20 protein-coding genes are annotated in these 23,829 nt (G+C 74.3%); 11 read left to right on the top strand and 9 right to left on the bottom strand.

The genetic code is table 11. The annotated features are described in order from the left end of the window. Positions 1–26: 26 nt before the first annotated feature. From FH715_RS17350 to FH715_RS17360, 3 genes are all read left to right on the top strand, one after another. Positions 27–779, top strand: coding sequence for a nucleotidyltransferase family protein (locus FH715_RS17350; protein ID WP_139646282.1), 753 nt, complete (start codon positions 27–29; stop codon positions 777–779). A gap of 106 nt (positions 780–885) precedes the next feature. Then, on the top strand, positions 886–3,150 hold the full coding sequence (locus FH715_RS17355; RefSeq protein WP_139646284.1) for an APC family permease: 2,265 nt from the start codon (positions 886–888) through the stop codon (positions 3,148–3,150). A gap of 67 nt (positions 3,151–3,217) precedes the next feature. Continuing rightward, positions 3,218–3,610 carry a hypothetical protein gene (locus FH715_RS17360; protein WP_139646286.1) on the top strand — a complete coding sequence of 131 codons (393 nt, stop codon included), beginning with the start codon at positions 3,218–3,220 and terminating at the stop codon, positions 3,608–3,610. Between the two features lie 47 nt (positions 3,611–3,657). On the opposite strand, the gene FH715_RS17365 is transcribed toward FH715_RS17360, so the two are convergent. Continuing rightward, positions 3,658–4,083, bottom strand: a complete 426-nt coding sequence (locus FH715_RS17365) for a hypothetical protein (RefSeq protein WP_139646288.1) — start codon at positions 4,081–4,083, stop codon at positions 3,658–3,660. A gap of 264 nt (positions 4,084–4,347) precedes the next feature. On the opposite strand from FH715_RS17365, the gene FH715_RS17370 reads away from it, so the two are divergent. After that, complete coding sequence (locus tag FH715_RS17370) at positions 4,348–5,616, top strand: MFS transporter (RefSeq protein ID WP_170184753.1); 1,269 nt, start codon at positions 4,348–4,350, stop codon at positions 5,614–5,616. Here the strand turns inward: FH715_RS17370 and FH715_RS17375 are convergent. From FH715_RS17375 to FH715_RS17390, 4 genes are all read right to left on the bottom strand, one after another. Beyond that, complete coding sequence (locus tag FH715_RS17375) at positions 5,565–6,176, bottom strand: HXXEE domain-containing protein (RefSeq protein WP_139646290.1); 612 nt, start codon at positions 6,174–6,176, stop codon at positions 5,565–5,567. The genes FH715_RS17370 and FH715_RS17375 overlap by 52 nt on opposite strands. Before the next feature lie 57 nt (positions 6,177–6,233). Continuing rightward, positions 6,234–7,061 carry a DeoR/GlpR family DNA-binding transcription regulator gene (locus FH715_RS17380; protein WP_139646350.1) on the bottom strand — a complete coding sequence of 276 codons (828 nt, stop codon included), beginning with the start codon at positions 7,059–7,061 and terminating at the stop codon, positions 6,234–6,236. 83 nt (positions 7,062–7,144) lie between these two features. Next, positions 7,145–8,512 carry a GntP family permease gene (locus FH715_RS17385; RefSeq protein WP_139646292.1) on the bottom strand — a complete coding sequence of 456 codons (1,368 nt, stop codon included), beginning with the start codon at positions 8,510–8,512 and terminating at the stop codon, positions 7,145–7,147. Between the two features lie 105 nt (positions 8,513–8,617). Next, the gene (locus FH715_RS17390; protein ID WP_139646294.1) at positions 8,618–10,000 is read right to left on the bottom strand and encodes a homoserine dehydrogenase; all 1,383 of its coding nucleotides are present in this window, start codon (positions 9,998–10,000) and stop codon (positions 8,618–8,620) included. A gap of 272 nt (positions 10,001–10,272) precedes the next feature. Between FH715_RS17390 and otnK the strand changes: the two genes are divergently transcribed. The 3 genes from otnK to FH715_RS17405 all read left to right on the top strand — a co-directional run bounded on the left by otnK (position 10,273) and on the right by FH715_RS17405 (position 13,898). Further along, a complete protein-coding gene (gene otnK, locus FH715_RS17395) occupies positions 10,273–11,541 on the top strand; it encodes a 3-oxo-tetronate kinase (RefSeq protein WP_139646296.1) in 1,269 nt (422 codons plus the stop codon). 42 nt (positions 11,542–11,583) lie between these two features. Beyond that, the gene (locus FH715_RS17400; protein WP_139646298.1) at positions 11,584–12,258 is read left to right on the top strand and encodes a class II aldolase/adducin family protein; all 675 of its coding nucleotides are present in this window, start codon (positions 11,584–11,586) and stop codon (positions 12,256–12,258) included. Between the two features lie 92 nt (positions 12,259–12,350). After that, complete coding sequence (locus FH715_RS17405; RefSeq protein WP_139646300.1) at positions 12,351–13,898, top strand: fused MFS/spermidine synthase; 1,548 nt, start codon at positions 12,351–12,353, stop codon at positions 13,896–13,898. Positions 13,899–13,968: 70 nt separating this feature from the next. Here the strand turns inward: FH715_RS17405 and FH715_RS29550 are convergent, their stop codons facing one another. Next, the gene (locus FH715_RS29550; RefSeq protein ID WP_139646303.1) at positions 13,969–15,051 is read right to left on the bottom strand and encodes an N-acetylmuramoyl-L-alanine amidase; all 1,083 of its coding nucleotides are present in this window, start codon (positions 15,049–15,051) and stop codon (positions 13,969–13,971) included. 484 nt (positions 15,052–15,535) lie between these two features. On the opposite strand from FH715_RS29550, the gene FH715_RS17415 reads away from it, so the two are divergent. After that, positions 15,536–16,015 carry a GNAT family N-acetyltransferase gene (locus FH715_RS17415; protein WP_139646304.1) on the top strand — a complete coding sequence of 160 codons (480 nt, stop codon included), beginning with the start codon at positions 15,536–15,538 and terminating at the stop codon, positions 16,013–16,015. 42 nt (positions 16,016–16,057) lie between these two features. Here FH715_RS17415 and FH715_RS17420 read toward each other — a convergent pair whose 3' ends face one another. Continuing rightward, positions 16,058–16,450 carry a DUF5997 family protein gene (locus FH715_RS17420; RefSeq protein WP_139646306.1) on the bottom strand — a complete coding sequence of 131 codons (393 nt, stop codon included), beginning with the start codon at positions 16,448–16,450 and terminating at the stop codon, positions 16,058–16,060. Between the two features lie 59 nt (positions 16,451–16,509). Between FH715_RS17420 and FH715_RS17425 the strand changes: the two genes are divergently transcribed. Further along, a complete protein-coding gene (locus FH715_RS17425; protein WP_139646308.1) occupies positions 16,510–17,289 on the top strand; it encodes a LysR family transcriptional regulator substrate-binding protein in 780 nt (259 codons plus the stop codon). An 89-nt stretch (positions 17,290–17,378) separates the two neighbouring features. Here FH715_RS17425 and FH715_RS17430 read toward each other — a convergent pair whose 3' ends face one another. Further along, positions 17,379–19,013 (bottom strand): MFS transporter, encoded by a 1,635-nt coding sequence (locus FH715_RS17430; protein ID WP_139646310.1) that lies wholly within the window; start codon positions 19,011–19,013, stop codon positions 17,379–17,381. 97 nt (positions 19,014–19,110) lie between these two features. Between FH715_RS17430 and FH715_RS17435 the strand changes: the two genes are divergently transcribed. Then, positions 19,111–19,500, top strand: a complete 390-nt coding sequence (locus tag FH715_RS17435) for a winged helix-turn-helix transcriptional regulator (protein WP_139646311.1) — start codon at positions 19,111–19,113, stop codon at positions 19,498–19,500. Positions 19,501–19,790: 290 nt separating this feature from the next. Next, positions 19,791–21,923, top strand: a complete 2,133-nt coding sequence (locus FH715_RS17440; RefSeq protein ID WP_246108810.1) for an NB-ARC domain-containing protein — start codon at positions 19,791–19,793, stop codon at positions 21,921–21,923. Here FH715_RS17440 and FH715_RS17445 read toward each other — a convergent pair. Beyond that, a complete protein-coding gene (locus FH715_RS17445) occupies positions 21,920–23,656 on the bottom strand; it encodes a hypothetical protein (RefSeq protein WP_139646314.1) in 1,737 nt (578 codons plus the stop codon). The two genes, FH715_RS17440 and FH715_RS17445, sit on opposite strands and share 4 nt — an antisense overlap. Positions 23,657–23,829 lie beyond the last annotated feature (173 nt).

The raw sequence follows: 23,829 nt of genomic DNA on the forward strand, positions 1-23,829 counted from the left end.
CCCGGGGGTCTGCTAGCGTCCGGCGCGTGTTCACCGAGGCGCGACGGACGGGACTGCGGGACGCGCTGGTGGCCGCGGCGGAGGGGGACCCGCGTGTCACCGCCGCCGCGCTCGTCGGTTCCGCCGCCGTCGGCCGGGAGGACCGGTGGTCGGACATCGACCTGGCGCTGGCCGTCGCTCCCGACGCGGACATTGGGCGGGTGGTCGCCGACTGGACCGCGTGGATGGCGGCCCACGGCGTGGTCGACCGGCTGGACCTCCCTCTCGGCGCCACGCTCTTCCGCGTCTTCCTGCTCCGCGACACCCTTCAGGTGGACCTCTCCTTCTGGCCGGCCGCCGAGTTCGGGGCCACGGGGCCGAAGTGGCGGCTGCTTTTCGGCGCCGCCAACGAGGAGCTGCCGCACGTCCGCCCGCCCCGGGCACGCGACCTTGTCGGCCGGGCCTGGCTCCACGCGCTGCATGTCAGGTCGAGCCTCGCGCGCGGGCGCGTCTGGCAGGCCGCGCACATGATCGACGGGATGCGTGAGCAGGTGCTCGCCCTCGCCTGCCTGCGCCACGGCCTGCCGGCCGTCCAGGGTCGGGGCGTGGACGACCTGCCCGGGGAGGTCACCGGACCGTTCGCCGAGACGCTGGCGCGCTCCCTCGCCCCGGACGAGCTGCGCCGCGCGTTCGCGGTGACCACGCGGGCGCTGCTGTCGGAGGTGGCGCTGGTGGACGCCGCGCTCGCCGCGCGCCTGGACGAGACGCTGCGCCGGCTGGGCGGGCTCGCCCCCGGCTGAGGCACCCCGGCCGTCGCGTGGGCGGGCGCCCCGGCGGCGCGACCGGTCGACGGCGCCCGCGCCGCGCTTCGTTGCGTTGGGCGTTCACGCGATGACACTGGGTCGCATGGTGTCGCGGGAGAGAAAGCCGCCGGACGACGCGGCCGTCGGCGGGATGCCCAGCCCCTCGGCCGGGCTGCCGCCCCTCGACGAGGAACAGGTCGAGGTGCTGCGCCGGGTGGGCCGGGAGTGGGGCGAGGCGGCCGGCGACCCGGCCGCGTGGCGCCGCGCGCTGCCCGTGGAGCCGAACCTCGGCGGCTTCCCCGCCCCGGCCGAGATCCGGCCCGCCGCGTATGGCCGGCACGTCCGCGTCTCCTCGCTCGGCGACGCGTCCGACCCCCGCCAGCCGGACGCCATCGAGTGGGACGAGGAGCAGGGAGCCGGCGGCACACGCCGCGCCCGCGCCGCACACCTGCTGCGCCGCACGGTGCTGGGGATGCCGCTGCGCAGCAGCGCCATCGCCAGGGAACGGCTGCGCAAGCGCGTCGCGCTGCCCGTGCTCTCCGCCGACGCCCTCTCCTCCGTCGCCTACGGACCCGAGGCGCTGCTCGCGGTCCTCGTCCTCGCCGGAACCGCCGGCCTCGCCTACGCGGCGCCGCTCGCGGCGCTCATCGTCGTGCTGATGGTGTTCGTCGGGCTCTCCTACCGGCAGACCATCCGCGCCTACCCGCACGGCGGCGGCTCCTACCTCGTCGCCAGCGCCAACCTCGGCCGCACGCCGGGGCTGTTGGCCGCCGCCGGGCTGATGACGGACTACGTGCTCACCGTCTCCGTCTCCATCGCCGCCGGGGTCGCGGCGATCGGCCCCGTTCTCCCGCTCGCCGCGCGCTCTCCCGTGCCGCTCGGTGTCGTCGTGATCCTGCTGCTGCTCGCCGGCAACCTCCGCGGCGTGCGCCAGGCGGGCCGGCTCTTCGCCGTGCCCACCTACGCCTTCGTGCTCGCCGTGGCCCTGCTGATCGGCGTCGGGCTCTACCAGGCCGCCGGGAACGGCTTCACCGCCGAGGCCCCCGCCCCCTCACACGCCACCGAGGCCGTCACCCTCTACCTGGTGCTGCGCGCCTTCGCCTCCGGCTCCACGGCGATGACCGGCATCGAGGCCATCTCCAACGCCGTGCCGATCTTCCGACCGACGGAGTGGCGCAACGCCCGCACGACGCTGACCTGCATGATCCTGATGCTGATCACCCTCTTCGCCGGCATCATGACGCTGGTCCACCTCACCGGCGTCACCCCGAACCACCAGGAGACGCTGCTCTCCCAACTCGCGCACCACGTCTTCGGCTCGGGGCCCTGGTACGTATTCGTGCAACTGGCCACCGCCGCCGTCCTGCTGCTGGCGGCGAACACGGCGTACAACGACTTCCCCCGGGTGCTGTTCCTGCTGGCCCGCGACTGGTACGCGCCCCGGGTCTTCCTGCGCCTCGGCGACCGGCTCGCCTTCAGCCACGGGATCATCCTGCTGACCGGGGCGGCGCTGCTGCTCTTCGTCGCCTTCGGCGGCCGGACCTCCGCGCTCATCCCGCTGTACGCCGTCGGTGTCTTCCTCGCGTTCACCCTCTCCCAGGCCGGGATGGTGGTGCACTGGCACCGCACGCGCGACCCCCACCGGAGGCGCAGCCTGCTGCTGAACGCGACCGGCTGCGTGCTGGCCGGCGTCGTCTTCGTGGCCGCCGTGGTCACCAAGTTCGCGGCCGGTGCCTGGGTGGCGATCCTCGCCATCGGGGGCTTCCTGCTGCTGACCACCCGCATCCGGCGCCACTACGACCGCGTCGGCGAGGCGCTGCGGCTCCACCCGGGTGCCCTCGAACTCCCCGCCACCGCCTGCTCGGTGCCCGCGGCCTCCGGCCCGGCCCCCGAGGCGGAGGGCGGGGGCCGGCAGGCGGACGACCGGGGGGACACCGACGAGGCGGAACGGGAGGAGGCGCCCGAGCAGATCCACCATCTGTCCATCGTGCCGGTCGCCGTCCTCGACCTGGCGGGAATGCGCGCCCTGGCCTACGCCGCCGCCCTGCGCCAGCCGGTCCTCGCCCTGCACGTCAGCCCCAGCGACGAGGAGGCGGACCGCTTCCGCGACAACTGGCACCAGTGGGGCGACCATCTGCCCCTGGAGGTCGTCGTCACCCCGTACCGCGCGATCATCGCGCCGATGATCCACTACATCGAGGCGCTGCACCGCCAGCGCCCCGACCTGACGATGACGGTGATCCTCCCCGAGATCGTCCCCCGGCGCCGCCGCTACCGGCTCCTGCACAGCCGCGTCGCCGGCCGGCTGCGCCGCTCCCTGCGCGCCCTCCCGAAGGTCGTCGTCACGACGGTCCCCTTCCACGTCTGAGGCCGGCGCCCGCACCTCAGACTGGTGTCGCCGCCGGTGCCGCACCCCGGCGCGGAAGGAGACCGCCGTGAGCCTGGTACGCCCCACCGACCCCGACTTCCTCGTGAGCCGTCTCGGCCTCGGCGCGCTGACGGCCCTGCAGCGGGACGCGGAGGAACGCGGGTACGCCACCCGCTGGACGTCCGTGGAGGCCCTCCGCGGTCAGGTGGCGGAGAGCGGAGGCATCCTCCTGCGGACGCTGCTGCGTGAGGAACGCGACGGGGTCCCGCACGCCGTGCGCTGCCTCGTGCTCTTCTCCTCGGCCGGCGGCGGGGGCTCAGGCGGCGTCGCCACGTTGGACGTCCACCCCTCGCGGCTCGCGGCGCTGGACCGCCTCGACCGGGACCCGGATGTCCGGGCGGCCCTCGCCCGCGTCTTCGTGCTGGCGACCGGCGGCATCTCGATGGTCACGAAGCGATAGCCCGCCGGACGCCGCGCGCCGACCCCCGGGGGACCGCCGGAAACGCCCTACGGCTCGGACAGCCGCCGGTTCCACCAGCCGGCGCCCGGCTCCAGAGGGGCACCCGGGTCGGGGAGGGTGCGGCCGGCGAACTCCTCGTCCAGGCGGGCGACGAGCGCCCGCACCTCGCGGCGCGGGCGGGGCGCCAGCGCCCGCAGCAGCGCCTCGACGGTGTCGCGGCCGTCGAGGGCGTCGTCGCAGGGGCAGTTCGCCACGTGCGGGTAGAGCACCCGGCCCGGCGCCCGCAGCGGCCGGGCGAACCGGGCGAGGGAGTCCTGGAGGCAGCCGGGCCAGAACCGTTCGGCCTCCAGCCGGTGCACCGCGGCCCTGGCCGGGCCCCCGAGCCCGGGGAGTTCGCTGAAACGCCGGGGGGCGCCGCCCCGGGGCGTGCGCCGCTGTCGGGCGCGCGAGGCGCCGGGCGGCCTACGCGGCATCGCCCTCGATGTTCAAGGTCATCGGCCCATGATGCGGGGGGACGGCTGGCGGTACAAGCTGTGTATGATAACGCCGGGCGCGTGACGCCCCACCCTCTCGACCACCGATCGAACTTCTTCTCTGCTTGACGCAGGGCTGGCGCGACCGTAAGGCGGCCGGATACTCCCCTCCGCGAGTTCCGGTATCTACCGCAGTCCAGCGCACGTGGACAGCTCTCGGCGGGCCCGCGGCGGCGCGCTACCAAGCGGCAGAAAGGCAAGGCCGTGGCGTCCACGGTCACCCCGCGTCCGGCACCTCGGCCGGAAGGACGTCGGCCCGGATACGGGCAACTGCTCCGCACCCCGGGAGCCTGGACGTTCCTCCTCCCCGGCTTCGCCGCCCGGCAGCCGTTCGGGATGCTCACCCTCTCCCTCGTGCTGCTGGTCCAGCACACCACCGGCTCCTACGGCGCCGCCGGCGCCGTGGCGGCCGTCACCGGGACGTCGATGGCGCTGGCCGCGCCGCTGGCCGGCCGGTTGACCGACCGCTACGGGCAGCGCGCCGTGGTGGTGCCCTCCGTGCTCGCCCACGCCGCCTCGGCGGCGCTGCTGCTGGTGCTCGCCCTCTCGCACGCGCCGCTGTGGGCGCTGTTCGCGGTGGCCGTGCCGACCGGCGCCACCGTTCCGCAGATCGGGCCGATGGTGCGCGCCCGCTGGGGCGTCGCGTTGAAGGACTCGCCGCTGGCCTCCACCGCCGCCGCGTTCGAGTCCGTGACCGACGAAGCCACCTTCGTCATCGGACCGCTGCTGGCGACCGCCCTGTGCACCGCGGTGACACCCGCCGCCGGGCTGGTGGCGGAGGCGACGTTGACCCTGGTCGGCGGGCTGCTGTTCGCCGCGCAGCGCCGCAGCCAGCCACCGGTGGAGCGGGCGGGAGGGAGCCGCGGGAAGCGGGCGTCCGCGCTGCGCGTCCCCGGCGTGCGGGTGCTGGTCGTCGCCTTCCTCGGAGTCGGGTTCGTCTTCGGCGGGATGCAGGTCTCGCTCGCGGCGTTCACCGAGGCGATCGACCGGCCGGGACTCAACGGCGTCCTCTACGGGATCTTCGCCGCCGGCAACATGCTCTCCGGCCTGGCCTGCGGCGCGATCGCCTGGCGCGCCGCCCCACAAGCCCGCCTGCTGACCGGCTACGCGGCGCTCGGCCTCACCGCCTCCGCGCTGTGGGCGGCGGACTCGGCGTTCCTGCTCGGCGCGCTGGGCCTGGTGGTCGGGGTGTGCGTCGCGCCCGTCATCGTCACGGGCTTCACGCTGGTCGGCGACATGGTCCTCGGCGCGCGCACCGAGGCGTTCACCTGGCTGTCGGGCGCGGTCGCCCTCGGCCAGGCCGGGGCGGCCACCGTGGCGGGGCAGTTCGAGGACCGGCTGTGGGACGGCGCCGGGTTCCTCGTGCCGATGATCGGCGTGCTGCTGGCGCTGGTCACCCTGCTGGCCGCGCGCTCCCGGCTCTACCCGCCCCCCGGAGGGGCGGGGAGCGTGGCCGTGCGACCGGTCGCCTGACGCCACCCGCGGCGGGCCCGGGCCAGTCGCCCGATCCCGAAAGCCGCCGCGTGCACACCGGCGATGGCCAGCGGGAACGCCAGGGCGCTGGTCAGGGCCCCGCGCGCGTCGACCTCGCGGAGCACCCCCGCACGGCGCGACGCGCGCCAGGCCCAGGCCGCATAAGGGGCGACGATCAGCGGTGCGGTGACCACGCCCGGCGTGTAGCGACGCAGGGCCGCGCTCTGGGCGACATGGGAGGCGGCGTGCAGCCCGAACCCGGCGACCACGGTCTGGAAGAACGGCGAACGGCCCCCGGTCCTGGCCCCTTCGGCCGCGGCGGCGCCGACCACGAGCCCCATCAGCCCGATCGCGGTGGCCGTGTGCGCCGGCGTCACGCGCAGCGCGGACCACACCTGTTCGGGAACGTCGGGATGCCGCGCGCGCAGCCGCTCGACCTGGGCCGCCGCCCAGCCGGGCATCGTGGCCAGCTCCTCCAGATCATGTACCGCGAACGCGGCCAACAGCCCCCAGGCGACCGCCGGGGAGACCTCCCCTGACGGCCCACTCCGCTCCGTCAACTCCCGCCTCCCGACGGCCCGCCGCACGGCGGGCGGAGGGGCACCCCCCTACGCCCGTCAGGGGCGCGTCGCCGGCACTCCCCGGTCCAGGACCGGGGCGATCAGCGTGTCCACGTCCTGGGCGGCCAGCGCCTCGCGGGCCGAGGCGGGCAGTCCGGCGTCGGTGACGATCGCGTCGAAGTCCTCCAGGCCGGCCACCCGGTAGGAGCCGAAGGAGCCGTACTTGGCGCTGCCGCCGACCAGCACCGTGCGGGCGGCGACGGCCATCGCGGCGCGCTTGACCTCGACCTTGGCGGCCGACGGCGTGGTGACGCCGTGCCGCAGGTCCCAGGAGCTGGTGGAGACGAAGGCGATGTCCAGGGCGAGTTGACCGAGGGTGGCGGCGGCGAGCTGGCCCACGGCGGAGCGGTTGGCGGGCTCGACCCGGCCGCCGGTGTGGATGACCTCGACGCCGGGGGTCGCCATCAGGGAGTTGGCGGAGGTGAAGTCGTTGGTCACCACGGTCATGCCGCGCCGCTTGGCCAGGTGCGGGACGAGCGCCTGGCAGGTGGTCCCGGCGTCGAGGTAGACGGTGGTGTCGTCGTGCAGGAAGGACGCGGCCAGCTCGGCGATGGCGAGCTTGGCCGGGGTGTCCATGGTGCTCTTGTCGACGAAGCTCGGCTCCTGGTGGAGCTGGCCCGCGATCCGCACCCCGCCGGGGACGGACACCGCGCGCCCCTGGCGTTCCAACGCGGCGATGTCCCGACGGACCGTCATGTGCGAGACGGCCAGCAGCTCCGTCAGCTGGTGCACGCTCAGCACCGCGTGCTCCCGGAGCAGGGTGATCAGCAACTCGCGGCGCTGGTCGGGGATCAGCGGGGTGTCGCGGCCCTCCTCGGGCGGCATGGTGCCTCCAGTCACGAACGCCGGGCGGGGGTGGGTCAGCGCCTCGGTGTCCGCCGCCCCGGGGGCGGCGGACACGGGCTTCGTCATATCAGGCCGAAACCGTACAGCAGGTAGACGACGGCGAATCCGGTGACCCCGGAGAGCGCCGAGGCCACGCCGACGGACCGGATGCCCTGGCCCACGGTCAGGTTGGAGAGGGTGACGGTGGTCCAGAAGCCCGACGAGTTGGCGTGCTTCATGATCTGGGCACCCGTCCCGCACGCGAGGTAGATGGCGAGCATCGAGATGCCGAGCCCCTCGGCGAGCGGTTCCATGATGGCAGCCGCCGTCATGACGCCCAGGATGTTGGAGCCGGTGATCGTGCAGATCGCGGCGGCCACCAGGAAGGGCACCAGGATGGGGGAGAGGCCCCAGTCGCGGATCATGTCCGCGACGGACTCGGCGACCTCGGTGTCGCGGATGATCGCGGCCAGCGCGCCGCCGACACCGGTCAGCGCGACGGGCAGGGCGGCCAGCCGCAGTCCGGCCTCGAAGAGGTCGTTGACGGTCTCCTTGTCGCGCCACTTCCCGCGGAAGAGGGGCAGGGCGGAGAGGCAGCCGAGGAAGAGGGCGATGGTCGGGTTGCCGAGGAAGGCGATGACGCCGCCGACGGCGTTGTCCAGCTCCCACAGGTCGATCGCGTAGGAGCTGACGACGATCAGGAGCAGCGGCAGCAGGACGGGCAGCAGCGAGGGGATCAGGGGCGGCAGGCCGTCGTCCTCCGTGCCGTCGCCGGTGCCGGCCCCGCCGCTGCCGGTGCCCGGCTTGCCGAGGTGGGCGACCAGCTCGGGCAGCGGCTCCACGTGGGTCTTGATGGTCAGCAGGTACAGCGTGGCGACGATGATGCCGGGCAGCGCGACGAGGGTGCCCCACAGCATCGCCTCGCCGAAGTCGACGCCGAGCAGGCTGGTGGCCGCGAGCGGGCCGGGCCCTGGCGGCACCAGCGAGGTCATCACGTAGGCGCCGATGTAGAGGATCGGGCCCAGCCGCATCATCGACGTGCCGGTGCGGTGCGCCAGCGCGGAGACCACGGGGATCAGCATGACCACGGCGGTGTCGGCGATCAGCGGGATGCCCAGCACCACGGAGGCGATGGCCACCGCCCACGGGACGCGCTTGCCGGGGAAGAGACGCAGCGCGCTGAGGGTGATGCGTTCGGCGGCCCTGCTCAGCTCCAGCATCTTGCCGAGCACACAGCCGAAGATGATCAGCAGCCCCACTTTCGCCAGGGTGCTGCCGAACGCCTCGGTGACCAGGTCGACGGTGCGCACCCCGCCGGTGCCCAGGGCCAGCCCGAGGACGACCACGACCATGAAGAGTGTGGCGACCGGATGGACCTTGTATCGGGCGATCAGCAGCACAAGCACCGCGATCGCCACCGCGAAGGCGGTGAGTGTGTAGACGTCGGACATGGCGAACCTCTCGGCGGCCGGGACCACGGGGTGCGGACCGGGGGACGGGGTGGGGGCGAGCGGGGGGACGGGGCGGCGCGCCGGTGTGACGGGCGCGGGGGCGCGTCAGGCGCGGGGCAGCGAACGGCCGGCGCGCCAGGCGGCCAGCAGCTCGGGGTCGGGCTGGTCGAGGTCGTCGAGGGTGAGCAGCGTTCCCTCGGTGACGTTCCTGGCCAGGCGGCTGCCCGCCACGAGGTAGAAGGGGGCGGCGTCCGCCGGCACCTCGTCGAGGGCGCAGAGCACGGGGGCGACGCCCGTCACCTCGTGGTGGTGGCCGTGCAGGGTCAGTTCCGCGCCGGCGGGCAGGTCGGTGGCGGCGCGTCCGGCGAGCACCGCGTGCTGGCGGGGCGGGCGCGGGGAGACGCCGGCGCCTTCGAGCACCGCGCGGCGCAGCGTGGCGGGGGTCTCGACGCCCATGGCGTGGAACGGCAGGTAGAGGCAGCCGTAGCGGCCGTCGCGGCTGACGAGGTGGCCCTTGGCGCGCAACGTCTCCCAGGTCTCGTCGTCGTGGGTGCGCACCACGGCGAAGACGCCGCCGGCGAAGCTGGCCTCCTCCGGCAGGCGCAGGACGCTGAAGACGTCGAGCACGCCGTCGCGGGCGCGGATGCCGCCGTGGTCGCGGTGGGCGTAGACGTCGGCCAGTTCGGAGACGCGGGCGACGGGGTAGTGCAGCGCGGGGGTGTCGGCGGTGAAGCCGGTGGCGGAGGCGACCACCGCCATCTCGCAGTGGTCGGCGGCGGCGGAACGCTTGAGCCCGGCGACCGCCTCGGCGCGGGCGGCGAGGGTGGCCGGCACGTCGTCGCCGAGCCGCAGCAGCCCGCCGAGGGCGGGCGCGGGGAGCGTGGTGCCGAGCTGGGTGACGGTGCCGGACTCCGGGTCGTAGACCAGGTCGTACTCGCTGGACTTGCCGAGCGCCAGGATCTCAAGCCCCAGCCCGGCCAGCCGCTCGTACCAGAGGATGAGGTTGGCCGGCTGGTCGCCCTCGGCCGGGGTGTAGACCAGCCCCCGGTCGGCGGCGAGCGCGGCGAGGCTCACGCCGGCGACGGAGTCCACCTCCTTGCTGACCATGGCCACGTGGCGGCCGTCCAGCAGGGCCCGGCGGGCGGCGCGATGGCCGGCCGCGGGGCTTCCGGTGGCTTCGACGAGGATGTCGTACTCGGCGCCGGCGAGCAGGTCGATCTCCCCGACCACCGCGATCCGCCCGGACCCGGTGATCTCGGTCACCTCCTCGGGGGTGCGGGCGGTGACCAGCTCGTCCGCGCCGTGGCCGAGGGAGCGCGCCAGCGCGTGCACGCCCTCGGTGTCCCGGTCGCACAGCACGGTGGGGCGCACCCCGTCCGTGCGGCGGGTGGTGGCGAGCAGCGTGCGGGCGAAGCCGCCGCACGCGCCGGTGAGCGCGTAGCCGACCGTGCGGGCCTGCGGCGCGGTACCGGTGGGGGACGGGGTCATCGGGTGCCTTTCGACGGACTCGGCTGAGCGGGACCATCACGCTCTTGAAGCGGGAACGTAACTCCGATTAACACTTGCGTCAACTGTAGTAACATAAATTCACAGCCTGGTGGTTCCGGGGACGCCCGCCGTCTCCCGGCCCCACGGGGCGGGCACGAGGCGACCGTGACGCACCGCCTGGAACGGCCTCGAAAGACCTCGCAAGACCTCGGAAGACCGAGAACGACGTTGAACGACCTGAAGACGACCTTCGCGACGGAAACGGGTGACGCATGGCCACATGGGGCGGGATCGCCGACGACTTCACCGGTGCCACGGATCTGGCCGGCAACTGGGTCGCCCGCGGACTGCGCACCGTGGTGACGCTCGGCGTCCCCGGCGCGGCCGACCGGGCACGCCTGGCCGAGGCCGACGCCGTGGTGGTGGCCCTCAAGTCCCGCACCGCGCCGGTCGAGGAGGCCGTCCGCGACTCGCTGGCCGCGCTCGAAGCCCTCCGCGCCCTCGGGTGCGTCCGCTTCTACCAAAAGTACTGCTCCACGTTCGACTCCACGCCGGCCGGCAACATCGGCCCGGTCGCCGACGCCCTGCTGGGCGCGTTGGACACCGGTCTGGCCGTCGTCGTGCCCTCGTTCCCCGCCACCGGGCGCACCGTCTACCGGGGGCACCTGTTCGTCGGCGACCGGCTGCTCTCCGACAGCTCGATGCGCCACCATCCGCTCACCCCGATGACCAGCTCCGACGTGCCCGCGCTGCTGCGCCCGCAGACGGCACACCGCGTCGCCTCGGTGCCGCTGCCCGTGGTGCGGGCGGGCGCGGCGGCGCTCCGCGCCGAGCTGGACCGGCTGCGCCGGGCCGAAGCGCCCGCGCTGGTCGTGGTCGACGCCGTGGAGGAGGCGGACCTCGCGGTGATCGCCCGGGCCACCGCCGATCACCCGCTGGTTACCGGCGGCTCGGGGCTCGCCCTCGGCCTGCCCGCGGCCACCGCCCCCGCCCACGCCGCGATGCCGGTCGAGGAGGGCCACCCGCTGATCCTGGCCGGCAGCGCCTCGACCGCCACCCAGGGACAGATCGCCCACGCCCGCCGCGCCGGCGTCCCCGCCCGCAAGCTGGACATCGACGCGCTGCGCGCCGACCCGGCCGCCGCCGTCGACGCGCTGGTCGCCGAAGTCACCGCCCACTGGGCGGAGGCGCCGCGCACCCCGTTCCTGATCCACGCCGTGGAGAGCCGCGACGACGTCCGCGAGGACGACCCCGCCGACGGGCCGCCCGCCGGGGAACTGGTCGAACGCGCCCTGGCCGACTGCGCCCGCCGGCTGGCCGCCGCCGGCGCGCGCCGGCTGATCGTCGCAGGCGGCGAGACCTCAGGCAGCGTGGTGCGTGCCCTCGGTATCCGCCGCCTGGAGCTCGGCCCACAGCTCTCGCCCGGCGTCAGCTGGGCCCACGGAGTCTCCGGCGAAGGGCACGCCTACAACCTCGCCCTGAAGTCAGGCAACTTCGGCGCCACCGACATCTTCACCGACGGCTGGAACGCCCTTGCCTGAGGTCCCCGCCCCGTCCCGCAGCCCCCACCGAGGAGTTCGACCATGACCGACCCGCGCACCGACCTCGTGACCGCGGGCCGCCGGCTCACCGAGGCCGGCCTGAGCCCGGGGTCCTCGGGCAACCTCAGCGTGCGGATCGGCGACCGCATGTACCTCACGCCCACGGGCAGCGCGCTGGACGCCCTGGACGTCGAGGAACTGTCCGTCCTGGACGCCCACGCCGCCCCCGGCACGCCGGCGGCGCTGGCCCACCGGGCGGGGCCGCCGCCGTCCAAGGAGTTCCCCCTGCACCTGGCGCTCTACCAGCGCGACCCCGAGGCCACCGCCGTCGTCCACCTGCACAGCGCGCACGCCGCCGCGCGTTCCTGCCTGCCCGCCTGGTCGGCGCGGAGCGCGCTGCCGCCGCTCACCCCGTACTTCGTGATGCGGGTCGGCCAGGCCCCGCTGATCCCCTACGCGCCCCCGGGCGACGTCGACCAGGCCCGCGCCCTGGCCGACCTCGACTTCCCCTTCCGTGCCGCGCTCCTCCAGAACCACGGCCCGGTCACCTCCGGAGGCGACATGGCCGCCGCGGTGGCCGCCGCGGTGGAACTGGAGGAGACCAGCCGTCTCCTGCTGCTCCTCGGCCAGCACCCGCACCGCGTCCTCACCCCGTCGGAGGCGTCCGCGCTCGCCGCCCGCTACGGCACCCACTGGACCCCGGCGCCGAGCGCCTGAACGCTCCCCTCCCCGGCCGTCACCCCCGCCGGCGGCTGGCAGGATGAGGGGCGCGGGGAGACGGTGCACACGACAGCTGAGCGTAGGTCGACATGAGTGGTCAGTCAGCGGAAACGGCGGGCCGCGCGCCCGCGGCGGACGACGGTGGGGGGAGGCCGGCCACGGGAATCGGGGCCCGCACGGGGGCCGTTCTGGTCTTCGGGTCGTCGGCGGCGGTGCTGGTCGTCGAGTTGGTCGCGCTGCGGCTGCTGGCGCCGTACGTCGGGCTGACCATGGAGATGAACACCACGGTGATCGGCATCGCCCTCACGGCGATCGCGCTCGGCGCGTGGGCCGGCGGGCGGGCCGCCGACGTCGTGGCGCCGCGCCGGGCGCTCGGCCCGCTGCTGGCGCTCTCGGGCCTGGTCGTGGGGCTGACGCCGGGCCTGGTGCGGCTGGCCGGCCTGTCCGAGGGGGCGTTGGCGCTGCTCGTCGGCGGCCTCTGCCTGTTTCTGCCGGCCGCGCTGCTGACGGCGGTCACCCCCATGGTCACGAAGCTGCTGCTGGTCGACCTGGAGGCGACCGGCACCGTCGTCGGCCGACTCTCCGGGATCGGCACCGCCGGCGGTATCGCCGGCACCGTGCTGACCGGGTTCGTGCTGGTCTCGGTCGTGCCCGTCAGCGTCATCCTGATCGCCCTCGGCGTGGTCCTGCTGCTGGCCGGCGTCCTCGTCGACGCCTCGCTCAGGGAACGGCGGCGGCGCGGGCGGAGCGTCCTGCTCGCGGGCGTCGCGGTCGGCGGCAGCGTCGCCGCGGGCGTCGCGGTGCCCGACGGCTGCGACGTGGAGACCCGCTACCACTGCGCCGTGGTCGAGAAGGACCCCGAACGGGAGGGCGGGCGCACCCTTGTCCTCGACGGGCTGCGGCACTCCTACGTCGACGTGGACGACCCCGAACACCTGGAGTTCGCCTACGTCCAAGCGATCGCCTCCGTCGTCGACACCGCCTACCCCGCCGGGGAGCCGCTCGACACCTACCATCTGGGTGCCGGCGGGCTCTCCGTGCCGACCTATCTGGAAGCGGTGCGCCCCGGGTCCACCAGCGTGGTCTCCGAGATCGACCCCGGAGTCGTCGAGGTCGACCGCGAGCTGCTCGGCGTGGAGACCGGCGACCACCTCCGGGTGCGGGTCGAGGACGCGCGGCTCGGCCTGCGCGCGCTCGACGACGACTCCCGCGACCTCGTCGTGGGCGACGCCTTCGGCGGCGTCAGCGTCCCGTGGCACCTGACCACCAGGGAGGCGGTCGCCGACATCGGGCGGGTGCTGCGCGAGGACGGCCTCTACACGGTGAACATGGTCGACCACGGCGAACTCGCCTTCGTCCGCGCCGCGGTGCACACGCTGCGGGAGGAGTTCACGCACGTCGCGGTGGCGGCGGAGCCGGGCGCCTTCGAGGGCGCCGGCGGCGGCAACTTCGTGGCGACCGCCGCCGGGACGCCGATCGACACGGCGGCCTGGGCCGAGCGGATCGCCGAACGCGGCAGCGGTTGGCGGGTCGTGGAGGGCGCCGAACTGACCGAGTGGATCGGTGAGGCGACGACGCTGACCGACGACTTCGCGCCGGTCGACCAGCTGCTCACGCCCTATCCGCAGCGGCGCTGAGCCGTTCCGCGACGGCGGCCCCTCCCGGCGACCCGGCGGCGCCGGGAGGGGACCGAGTCGCTTTCGGAGGTCAGACGGGCCAGGCCAGCAGGCTGGCGGTCAGCTCGTCGATCGGCACCGGGGAATCCCCGTTGACCAGCACCTCGGCGACCAGCCTGTTGTCGTCGGACCCGGGCAGATGGCCCTGCCAGTGGTGTGCCGCGTGGAGCCGTCCGCCGTCGTGCACGGGCGAGGAGATCGGCCACGACTTGGCGCGGGCCCACTCCTGACCCGGCTTCTTGTGGTTGCGCGCGACGCGGAGCTGGATCTCCTGGCCGCGGGCCAGCCCCTCGGCGCGGACGGCGAAGTCCAGGCTGAACAGGTGCTCGCCCTTCAGCAGCGTCTGTTCCCTGTCCCGGTCGGACCAGCCCTTCCCCGGTGCCCACACGCGGTCCCAGGTGATCGTGTACCACTCGCCCGGCGTCAGCGTGACGCCGGACTTCCGTTCGAAGTAGGTGTGCACTGGGGTCTCCTCTGGGTTCGAGCCTCCCGGGCTCCAGCCGGCCGGATGCTTCAGTCGTTCGGCGACCCGCGAGCGGATGTCGCCGATGGAGACTCCGGGCCCGCGCGGGTCGATCTTCCCCGGCTGCCACTCCAGGTGGCCGATGACCGAGGTCGGGCCCTTCTTGCCCCAGCCGTGGGCGCGGCAGATCGCCGCCGAGGCGCGGACGATCGCCTCCACCTGGGCGGCGGGCCACGGGTCCTTGTTGTCACCGAGGTTGACGCACTCGAAACCGTAGAAACGGGCGTTGCCGTCGGTGTTGGCCTGGTTGTCGGGCGGCAGCGGACGTTCCTCGATGACGGCCTGGAGCACGTCGCCGTCGCCGGAACCGGCGTGGTTGGCCCGGCCGTGCCCGACGAGATGCACCGCGCCGTCCTTGGCGATGACGCCGTGGCACAGCGGTCCCGGCAGCGTCGAGTGCCCGTCGTAGCACAGGCGGACGGAGGCGTCGGTGCCGGTGGTCACGGTGTGATGCACCATCACCCCGTGCACCGGACCCCACGCCCCGACGTGGTTGCGGTTGTGGGTGCGCCAGCTGCGGTACTCGACCACGCGGACACCCTCGGCCTTCAGCGCGGCGACCAGTCGGTCAGCGGACAGCGGGGTCGCCACGGGACACCCCCTCTGTCGGGGTGGGCGGATTCGAGCACACGGGTACCTCCTCCGGACGGGGCCGGTGTGAGCGAGGGCGGGGCGGTCCCCACGCCGTCGCCGGCGATCGGCGCGGCCAAATCGGCGCGGCACAGGGGAACGGAGCGGCGGGGGAGCGGCGGCCCGGGCGTTGCCCCGACGCGGGCGCCCCGGGACCGGGCGCGGGTGCCCTGAACGGCCTCCGGGCGTCGCCGCCGGTGTGTTCTCGCGGAGGCGGGCCCGGGCAACGCCGGCGCCGAAGAACTGATATCGCCCCATACCGCCCTCGCGAGTGTCGGACGGATCCTGCCCGGACCGGAACCGGGCCAACCATCGGACAGGCCAGGGGCGTTGAGCGGAGCGCCCGTGCCCGCCCGCGCCCCGCCCGTGCCCGCCCGTGCCCGCCCGTGCCCGCCCTCGCCCGCACGGGCCCGTGCGGCAGACTGGGGCGGTGAGGGGAAACCGGGTGAGCCTGCGCGTCGCCACCTCCGACGACTGGCCGCTGTGGCGGGACCTGCGCGTCGCCGCGCTGACCGAGGCGCCGCACGCGTTCCGGGCCCGGCTCGCCGACTGGGAGAGCGGCGGGCGGGAACAGTGGCGCGCCCGGCTGACCGCACCGGGCACGCACCCCGTCGTCGCGCTGCGGGACGGCCGCCCCGTCGGCGTGGTCAGGGGCGTTCCCGGCGACGGCGGGACGAGCGAGCTCAGGTCGCTGTGGGTCGCGTCCGAGGCCCGGGGCCAGGGGATCGGGGACCGGCTGATCGAGGCGGTGACGACGTGGGCCCTCCGGGCGGGCTCCACCACGCTGCGGCTCGCGGTGATCCCGGGCAACGAGGCCGCGCTCGCCCTCTACCGGCGCCACGGCTTCGTTCCGGCCGAGGCGCCGGGGGAGCCGCCGGCCCACCGGATGAGCGGGGAACGCGTGCTCGTCAGGCCGCTGCGCTGAGCCGCGCCCCCGGCCGGGGCTGGCCGGGGGCGGGGAGGGCGGTCAGCTCTGCCGCTCTTCCCGCTCCGCCTGCCGCTCCTTGAGGCGCGCCGCCTCCCTGCGGACATCGGCCTGCGTGGCGCGCTCCCGGACCAGCCACTCCGGCTCGTCCCGCTTCAGCGCGTCGATCTGCTCCGTGGTCAGGGGCTCGGTGACACCGCCGCGCGCGAGGCCCGCGATGGAGACGCCCAGCTTCGAGGCCACCACCGGCCTGGGGTGCGGCCCGTCGCGGCGCAGGTCCCTGAGCCACTCGGGCGGGTCGGTCTGAAGGGTCCGCAACGCGTCGCGCGAGACCACGCCCTCCTGGAACTCGACGGGTGTGGCCGGAAGGTACACACCCAACTTCTTCGCCGCGGTCGCGGGCTTCATGGTCTGGGTGCTTTGTTGCGACGTCATGCCGACCAGGGTAACGAGCGGGTGCGACACCCTCGAACGCCACCGGATAGCCTTGCGAGGTGACAGGCGCCGAAGAGTCCCCTTCGTTCCGGCTCGCCTACGTTCCGGGCGTGACGCCCACCAAGTGGGTGCGGATCTGGAACGAGCGGATGCCGGACGTTCCCCTCGTCCTCACGGGCGTGCCCGACGCGGAGGCGTCCGACCTGCTGCGGGAAGGCCGCTTCGACGCCGCCTTCGCCCGTTCCCCCCTGGACCGCACCGGCCTGAGCGTGATCCCGCTCTACACCGAGACGACGGTGGTCGTCGTCCCCAAGGACCACGTGGTGGCGGCGGTCGACGAGGTGACGGCCGAGGAGCTCGCCGACGAGATCGTTCTCCACCCGCTCGACGACACCCTCGCCTGGGAGCGGCCCCCGGGCCGCCCCGCGTTCGAGCGGCCCGCGACGACGGCCGACGCGGTCGAGCTGGTGGCGGCCGGGGTGGGGCTGCTCGTCGTCCCCCAGTCGCTCGCCCGCCTGCACCATCGCAAGGATCTCACCTACCGCCCGTTGACCGAGGTGCCCGTCTCGGGCGTCGGGCTGTGCTGGCGGGAGGACCGGACCACCGAGCTGATGGAGCAGTTCATCGGCATCGTCCGCGGCCGAACGGTCAACAGCTCCCGAGGCCGCCCCACCCCGCCCCAGCCGAAGGCGAAGCCGAAGCCGAAGCCGAAGGCGAAGGGCGCCGCCGGTGGCGCCCAGGGCGGAACAGCCGGCCGGGGCCGGCCTCGCCGCGGCGCGGGCGCCCCCAAGGCGGCCGGCCGGGGCGCCGCCAAGCGCCGCAAACCCCGCCGCGGCTGAGGCGCCGCCGAAGCCTCCGCCCGCGGTCGCGGCGGAGCGCGCCCCCCGCACCGTCGGCGGCTCGGCCTGTACGGAGTGCCGCACCCGGGTCAGGAGGCCAGGGACGAGTCGGGGGCGGGGGTGGCGCGTTGGTCCTCGAACAGCGCCAGGTCCTCCGGTGTACTTTCGTACATGTCCCTGCGGCGGATGAGGACGATGGCCGCCAACGTGCCGACGGCCGCAGCGATCCCGCCCACGGCCATCACGTCGCCGAGCCCCGAGGCGACCGCCGCGCTCGCGGCCTCCGACGCGGCAGCGGCGGTGCCGCCGGGCAGAGACTCGAACACCGTACCGGCCTGGCCGACGGCGACCAGCTCGCCCAAGTCGTGGGCGGACTCACCGAGTCGCTCGGCCACCGCCGACTGGCCGAAGTGCTCGCTCACCCGGGCCTCGTAGACGGCACCCATGACCGCGATGCCGAGTACCATGCCCACCTGCTGGAAGGTCTCGCTCATGCCGTTGGACATGCCGGTCTTCCTCGGCTCGACCACGCTGATGGCCATCGCGGCACGCGTCGGGTTGTAGAAGCCGAACCCGAGTCCGAGGACGGTCATCGGAATGATCAGCGCCGTCCAGTCGCTGTCCCCCTCAAGGAACGGCGCCATCAGCAGCAGGCCGGCCGAGACGCCGACGCCCGCGCACACCATGAGGTGACGCGGTGACGTCCTGGCCGTCAGCACGCCCGCGACCCCGCCGGTGATCAACATCGCCACGTAGAGCGGCATCGAGCGCAGTCCGGTGTCCCAGGCCGAGTGCCCCAGCTCGTTCTGCATGTAGGCGAGCATGAGGAAGATGGCGCCCATCGCCGCGGCCGTCAGCAACAGGCTCACCGTGGCGAGGCCGTTGAAGCTTCGGACCCGGAAGAGCGACAGGTCCAGCATCGCCCGGTCCTTGCGCACGGCCTCGATGCGGGCGAAGACGGCCAGCAGAATCACGGAGCCGGCGAAGAGGCCGATGATGCGGGCGCTGCCCCAACCATCCGACTCGCCACGCAAGATGGCGAAGACGAGCATCGCGAGCGCGGCCGAGAAGACGACGAGCCCGAGCCAGTCGATGCTGCGGGCCCTGGTGTCGCGCCACTCCCTGGCGTAACGGTTGCCCAGCAGGACGGCGGCGATGCCGAGCGGCACGTTCACCAGGAAGATCCACCGCCAGCTCGTGCTGTCGGTGATGGCGCCGCCGATCATCGGACCGAGGGCGATGCCCATGCCGGAGCCCCCGGCGAAGATGCCGAGAGCCTTGCCGCGTTCGAGACCGTGGTACTCCTGGCCGATGAGGATCGGCCCGACCGCGAACAGGACGGCGCCACCGATTCCCTGGAACGCCCGCGCGACGTTCAGGCTCGTCATGTCCCAGGCCAGGCCGCACAGCAGGGAGGCCAGGGTGAAGAGGAGGAAGCCAACGAGGAAGACGCGCTTGCGGCCGAGTCGGTCCGCGAGCGACCCTGCGGTGAGCAGGAAGACGGCGAGGGTCAGCGTGTAGCTGTCGATGACCCACTGCATGTCGGTGAAGCTGCCGTCCAGATCGTCACGCAGGCTGGGCAGCGCGACGTTCACCGCCGTGACGTCGAGCATGAGCATGAAGCCCGAGACGACCGCGAGGGCGAGCACCCATCCTCGCCGCAACCCCGGCGAGGCGGGGGGACCGCTGCCTGGCGGCGTGGTCGCCGATTCCGATGCGGACATTCGCGTTGCCTCCTTAGGGCCAGGTCACCCCTGGCGCACGTCTTGTTACAGAGGACATGGTCTGTGACTATGGAGTGTCACGGAAGGAGGCACTTTCATGTCACAGAGTCACATGCGTGTGTCCGAGCAGGTCAACGGGAGTGAGGCATGCCCTATTCGGGAGATCATCGATCGTGTCGGCGGGAAGTGGAGCGTCCAGATCATCGTCGCGGTCGTCGACGGCCCGGTCCGTTTCACCGAGTTGGAGCGGTCCATCGAGGGCATCAGCAGGCGGATGCTGACGCTGACTCTGCGCAATCTGGAGCGTGACGGCCTCATCGAACGCACCGTCTACCCCACGGTGCCACCGCGGGTGGAGTACGCCGCGACCGACATGGTCAGGGAGCTGCACGAGCCGCTGGCCGCGCTTGCCGCCTGGGCGGCGGGCAACCGGAAACGCATAGTGGCCGCGCGTGAGGCCTACGACCGCAGGAACGGTAGCTCCTGACGCCCGCGAACGACAGCCACCGAAGGGGGCCGCGCGGCACGTGGCGGCCGGGCGTGTGTCCCGGCCGGGTACGCCGTCGAGACGCGCGGGCGTGGGGTTCGCCGGGAAGGCGTCGACGCCGTCCTCGCCATCCCCTGCCCGGGCCGCGATGTCCGCCCCGCCCGCGCGGGTTCGGCCGGGGACGCCGTGGGGATGGGCGATACTGGCGTGTGCGTCGTTGCTGACGAGTCGTGAGCTGAGGGGGCACCGTGGCGGGTGGTGGGTCGGAGAGCGGGGCGGGGGCGCCGTCCGTGCGGAACGATCTGTCCGGGGTGGTCAACGGGCCGGCGTTCCAGGTGGGGCAGATCCACGGCGGGGTCACGTTCCAGGTGCGTGAGGAGCCACGGGCACCGGGGGTGCGCCCCGATCAGGTGCCGTCGTTCTCGGGCCGTTTCAGGAACCGTCGGACCGAGACCGGTCGGCTGAACGAGCTCTTGGACGAGCGTCGGGATGAGGGGGCGTCGCCGCGTCCGGTGGTGCTCAGGGCCTTGCCCGGGATGGGGAAGACCGCGCTGGCGTGCCACTGGGCCCGGTCGGTGGGAGACGCCTTTCCCGACGGCCAGATCTTCGTCGACTTCGCCCGTCTCCGGGACGGGTTGGGGGCCGATGTCTCCGAGGCGCTGGCGATGTGTCTGCGCGCGCTGGGCGTCGCGGACGCGTACATGCCGCACACGCTGGCGGAGCGCGCGAACGAGCTGCGTTCGCGCACGGCGGGCAAGCGGTTGCTGATCCTGCTGGACGACGTGCAACAGCCCGCGCACGTCCGCGCGTTGCTGCCCAGGGACGCGGGGAGCCTGCTTCTGGTGACGAGCAACCAGGACATGGAGGAGCTGGCCCTGGACGGCGCGGAGCTGCTCGCGCTTGAGCCGCTGGACGCGGAGGTCGGGGTGCAGCTGCTGTCCGACTTCTCCGGCCGTCCCGTCCCGGAGGGGGAACGGGACGCGGCCGTGCGGTTGGTGGAGCTGGGCGCCGGGATGCCGGTCGCGCTGCGGGTGCTCGGGGCCCGGCTGCGGCGCAACAGGCGGTTGACCTGGGGCGCGCTGGCGGCGGAGCTGGAGGACGAGAACCAACGACTGGCAGGTCTGTCCGACGGAAGGGGCAACTCCGTGTCCGTGGTCTTAGCGACGGCCTACCGTGAGCTCGCGCCCGAGCAGGCGCACGCCTACCGGGTCCTGGGCTGGCTGCCGACGCGCACGTTCGACGGGGGCACGGCCGCCGCCGCGCTCGGCACCAACGCGGAGGAGGCCCTCGGGCTGCTCGACGCGCTGACGCGGGCGGGCCTGCTGAACGTGACGGAGGAGGGGCGCTACGGCTTCCACGACCTGGTGCGTCTCCACGCCCGTGAGCGGGCCGAGGCCGAGGAACCGGAGGGCGCGCGCCGGGTCCTGGTCGAGCGGGTCACCACGCACTTTCTGGCGTTGACCGCTTTCGCCGACCGGGCGATCCGCGCCGACCGGCTGCGGATCGCGCGGCTGACCGAGTTGCTGGACGCGTCCGTCGATCCGTTCACGGGCCCCTCCGCCCCGCCCCCGCTGGCCTGGCTGGTGGCGGAGCGCGACACGGTGCTGGCCGTGTTGCGGGAGGCCAACCGGGCCGGACTCCACGCGTGGGTGTGGCCACTGGCCGAGGCGTTCACCGCGCTCTTCCTGCACCGCCGGGACGTGCGCGCCTGGCGGGAAACCCTGCTGCTCGGCGCGGACTCGGCGGCCGAGGCCGGAGAGGTGGCGGCCGAGGCGAGGCTGCGCAGCCTGCTCTCCCGCCCGCTGCTGGACCTCGACGAGGACGAGCGGGCACGGACGGAACTCGAACGGGCGGAGCGCTGCGCCGAGTTGTCGGGTCACACCGTTCTGCGCGCCTCCGTCGCGGAGTTCTTCGGACGGTACTGGGACCGGCACGAGCCGCCTCGCGCCATCGACGCCTACCGGCGTTCCCTCACCCTGAACGAGGAGGCCGGCGAGGAGCGGGGAGCGGCGATCGCGGCGTTCTTCCTGGGGTGCGCCCAGGACGCCGCCGGTGAACACCTCGCCGCCCAGGCCACCTTGGAGAGGGCCCACGCCGAGCTGCTCGCGCTGGACGACCTCCGCATGGCGGCCCGGGCCGAGGCGGCGATCGGCGCCGTGCACGGGCATCTCGGCGACGACGCCCTGGCGGTCGCCGTGCTGCGCCGGGCGGCTGACGCGCTTCGGGCGGCCGAGGCCGGACACTACGAGGCCGAGACGCTGGTGCGCCTGGCCCGGCTGGTGGAACGGACCGGGGGAGACCAGGCGACCGTGCGGGAGTACGTGGCCCGCGCGGCGGGGCTTTGGGAGGAGACGGGTCACCCGGAGGCCGGGCGTCTCGCTCGGTGGCGGGACCGGCTGGACGGCGGCGGCGTGAACGGCTAGCGCGGCGCCCGGGCCGGCGGGCTTATCCGCAGCCGCACGGGGCGGACGCGGCGCGGCGTGGACCGGAGGAGGAACGGGCCGTCAGGCGTTGCCTCGGCCCGCAGCAGGGCGTAGACGAGCGCGGCCACGAGACCGGTCTCCTCGGGGCCGAGGTCGCCGGACGCCTCGACGAGCCGGCCGTCGCGCAGGCCCACCAGGTGACGGCCGGGGGAGGCGAGCGCCACGGCTGCGGCCAGGCTGCCCGGCAGCCGTCGGAGAGTGGCGGCGATCCAGTCGCCGGCCGCCCGCTCGTCCCGGGCGGCTTCCTCGCCGAGCACGACGGACGCGCTCTCGACGAGGCGCTCGTCCGGCTCGTCCTCCCGGCTGGCCAGGTGCCGGACCGGGCCGTGCTCGGGCACGACCCCTTCGTACGCCTCTTCGTGCGCCTCGACGGCCGGTGCCGGGTGGCGGCGCGTGGTCACCACGGTGTGGCCCTCCCGCGTCGACAGCGAGGTGGTGACCAGCCACGACCTGACCTCGGTGGCGCGTGGTCCGCTCACCGACACGGTCCCCCGGGGCGGTGGCGAGGGTGGTTCGGCGAGGTCCAGGAGGCGGTAGACCGCCGAACGCAGGCGTGACACGGCGCTCCCCGGCTCGGCGAACGCGGCGTCCCGCACCTCGGCGTAGTGCTCGGGACCCTGCTCGCGCAGGGCGAGTTCGAGCTGGGCGATGAGGTCCCGACGGCCGTCCAGCCGGGGAGCCGCGCGGCCGAGCAGGTCCACGGCCGTTCCCGGCACGACCTCGCCGGCGCCGAACGCCCCGAGCAGCGTCGGCTTGCCGAGCGCGGCGCCGTAGAGGGTGACGGAGCCGTGGTCGCCGACCACCACGTCCGCCGCGACCAACGCGGCCCGCCAGGCGTGCACGGTCGGCATCAACAGCAGCCCGGCGTCCAACGCCGGCGCCAGCAGGGCACGTATCTGCCAACTTCCATGCGCGGCCCACACGTTGGGGTGCAGTATGGCCGCCACCCGGTACTCGTCGAAGGGCAGCCGTGCCAGCACCCGCCCTGGCAGGCGCGGGTCGTCGCCCAGCAGCGAAGCGCGACCCCACGTCGAACTCAGGACCACCAGCCGCTTGCCGTCCGGCACCCCCAGCCTCCGCCGGAAGGCCGAGGCCCGGGGGAGGCTCGCCCTCAACTCGTCGAAACACGGGTCGCCGAGCAGCAGCGTTCTGTTCCTGGAGGCGGGGTGGCTCTCCTCCAACTGCGCGCGCTGGTCCGGATGCGAGAGGGCCAGCCACGCCCGCCCGGACTCCAGCAGCCGGTCCGAGACGACGCCCGAGACCCTGACACCGGAGCCCCGCCGTGCGGGCACGAGCTTCTGGAAGCCGACGCCGTGGGGCAGGACCAACACGGGGCAGGAGCCCGTCTCGGCGGGGACGTTCTCGCTGGCCGAGAGGATCAGATCGGGGCGGATCTCCGCCAACCGGGAGGCGGGCAGCACACGGCAGTCGTTCTCCTCCAGCAGCCGCAACACGCCGTCCTGGAAGGCGGAAGCCGGATCGTGGGCGAAGACCACCGCGATCCGCGGATCCCCGCGCACCACCGCCGGCAGCGTCTCCAGGACACGGACGACCGAGGTGACCGTCCGCGCGACCACGGCGATCGTGCGCTCCTGGGGGAACGTTCTCCACCGGGCCGCTTCCGCGCCGACCACCGCGCGGAGCGGCCGAGCCGTCCTAGCGCCCACGGTCATCCCGAACTACCGCCGGGGCGCGCCGAGTAACGGCATAAGCGGGCTCCGGGCTCCGGGCTCCGGGCTCCGGGCTCCGGGCTCCGGGCTCCGGGCTCCGGGCTCCGGGCTCCGGGCTCCGGGCTCCGGGCTCCGGGCTCCGGGCTCCGGGCTCCGGGCTCCGGGCTCCGGGCTCC

Source organism: Streptomyces sedi (assembly GCF_006335015.1).
Taxonomy (GTDB): domain Bacteria; phylum Actinomycetota; class Actinomycetes; order Streptomycetales; family Streptomycetaceae; genus Streptomyces; species Streptomyces sedi.

Bases quoted from the DNA above. Each gene is read 5' to 3' on its own strand.
- FH715_RS17355 (WP_139646284.1), top strand. From the start codon at position 886: ATGGTGTCGCGGGAGAGAAAGCCGCCGGACGACGCGGCCGTCGGCGGG.
- FH715_RS17365 (WP_139646288.1), bottom strand. From the start codon at position 4,083: ATGCCGCGTAGGCCGCCCGGCGCCTCGCGCGCCCGACAGCGGCGCACG.
- FH715_RS17380 (WP_139646350.1), bottom strand. From the start codon at position 7,061: ATGCCGCCCGAGGAGGGCCGCGACACCCCGCTGATCCCCGACCAGCGC.
- FH715_RS17385 (WP_139646292.1), bottom strand. From the start codon at position 8,512: ATGTCCGACGTCTACACACTCACCGCCTTCGCGGTGGCGATCGCGGTG.
- FH715_RS17390 (WP_139646294.1), bottom strand. From the start codon at position 10,000: ATGACCCCGTCCCCCACCGGTACCGCGCCGCAGGCCCGCACGGTCGGC.
- otnK (WP_139646296.1), top strand. From the start codon at position 10,273: ATGGCCACATGGGGCGGGATCGCCGACGACTTCACCGGTGCCACGGAT.
- FH715_RS17400 (WP_139646298.1), top strand. From the start codon at position 11,584: ATGACCGACCCGCGCACCGACCTCGTGACCGCGGGCCGCCGGCTCACC.
- FH715_RS17405 (WP_139646300.1), top strand. From the start codon at position 12,351: ATGAGTGGTCAGTCAGCGGAAACGGCGGGCCGCGCGCCCGCGGCGGAC.
- FH715_RS17420 (WP_139646306.1), bottom strand. From the start codon at position 16,450: ATGACGTCGCAACAAAGCACCCAGACCATGAAGCCCGCGACCGCGGCG.
- FH715_RS17430 (WP_139646310.1), bottom strand. From the start codon at position 19,013: ATGTCCGCATCGGAATCGGCGACCACGCCGCCAGGCAGCGGTCCCCCC.
- FH715_RS17435 (WP_139646311.1), top strand. From the start codon at position 19,111: ATGTCACAGAGTCACATGCGTGTGTCCGAGCAGGTCAACGGGAGTGAG.
- FH715_RS17445 (WP_139646314.1), bottom strand. From the start codon at position 23,656: ATGACCGTGGGCGCTAGGACGGCTCGGCCGCTCCGCGCGGTGGTCGGC.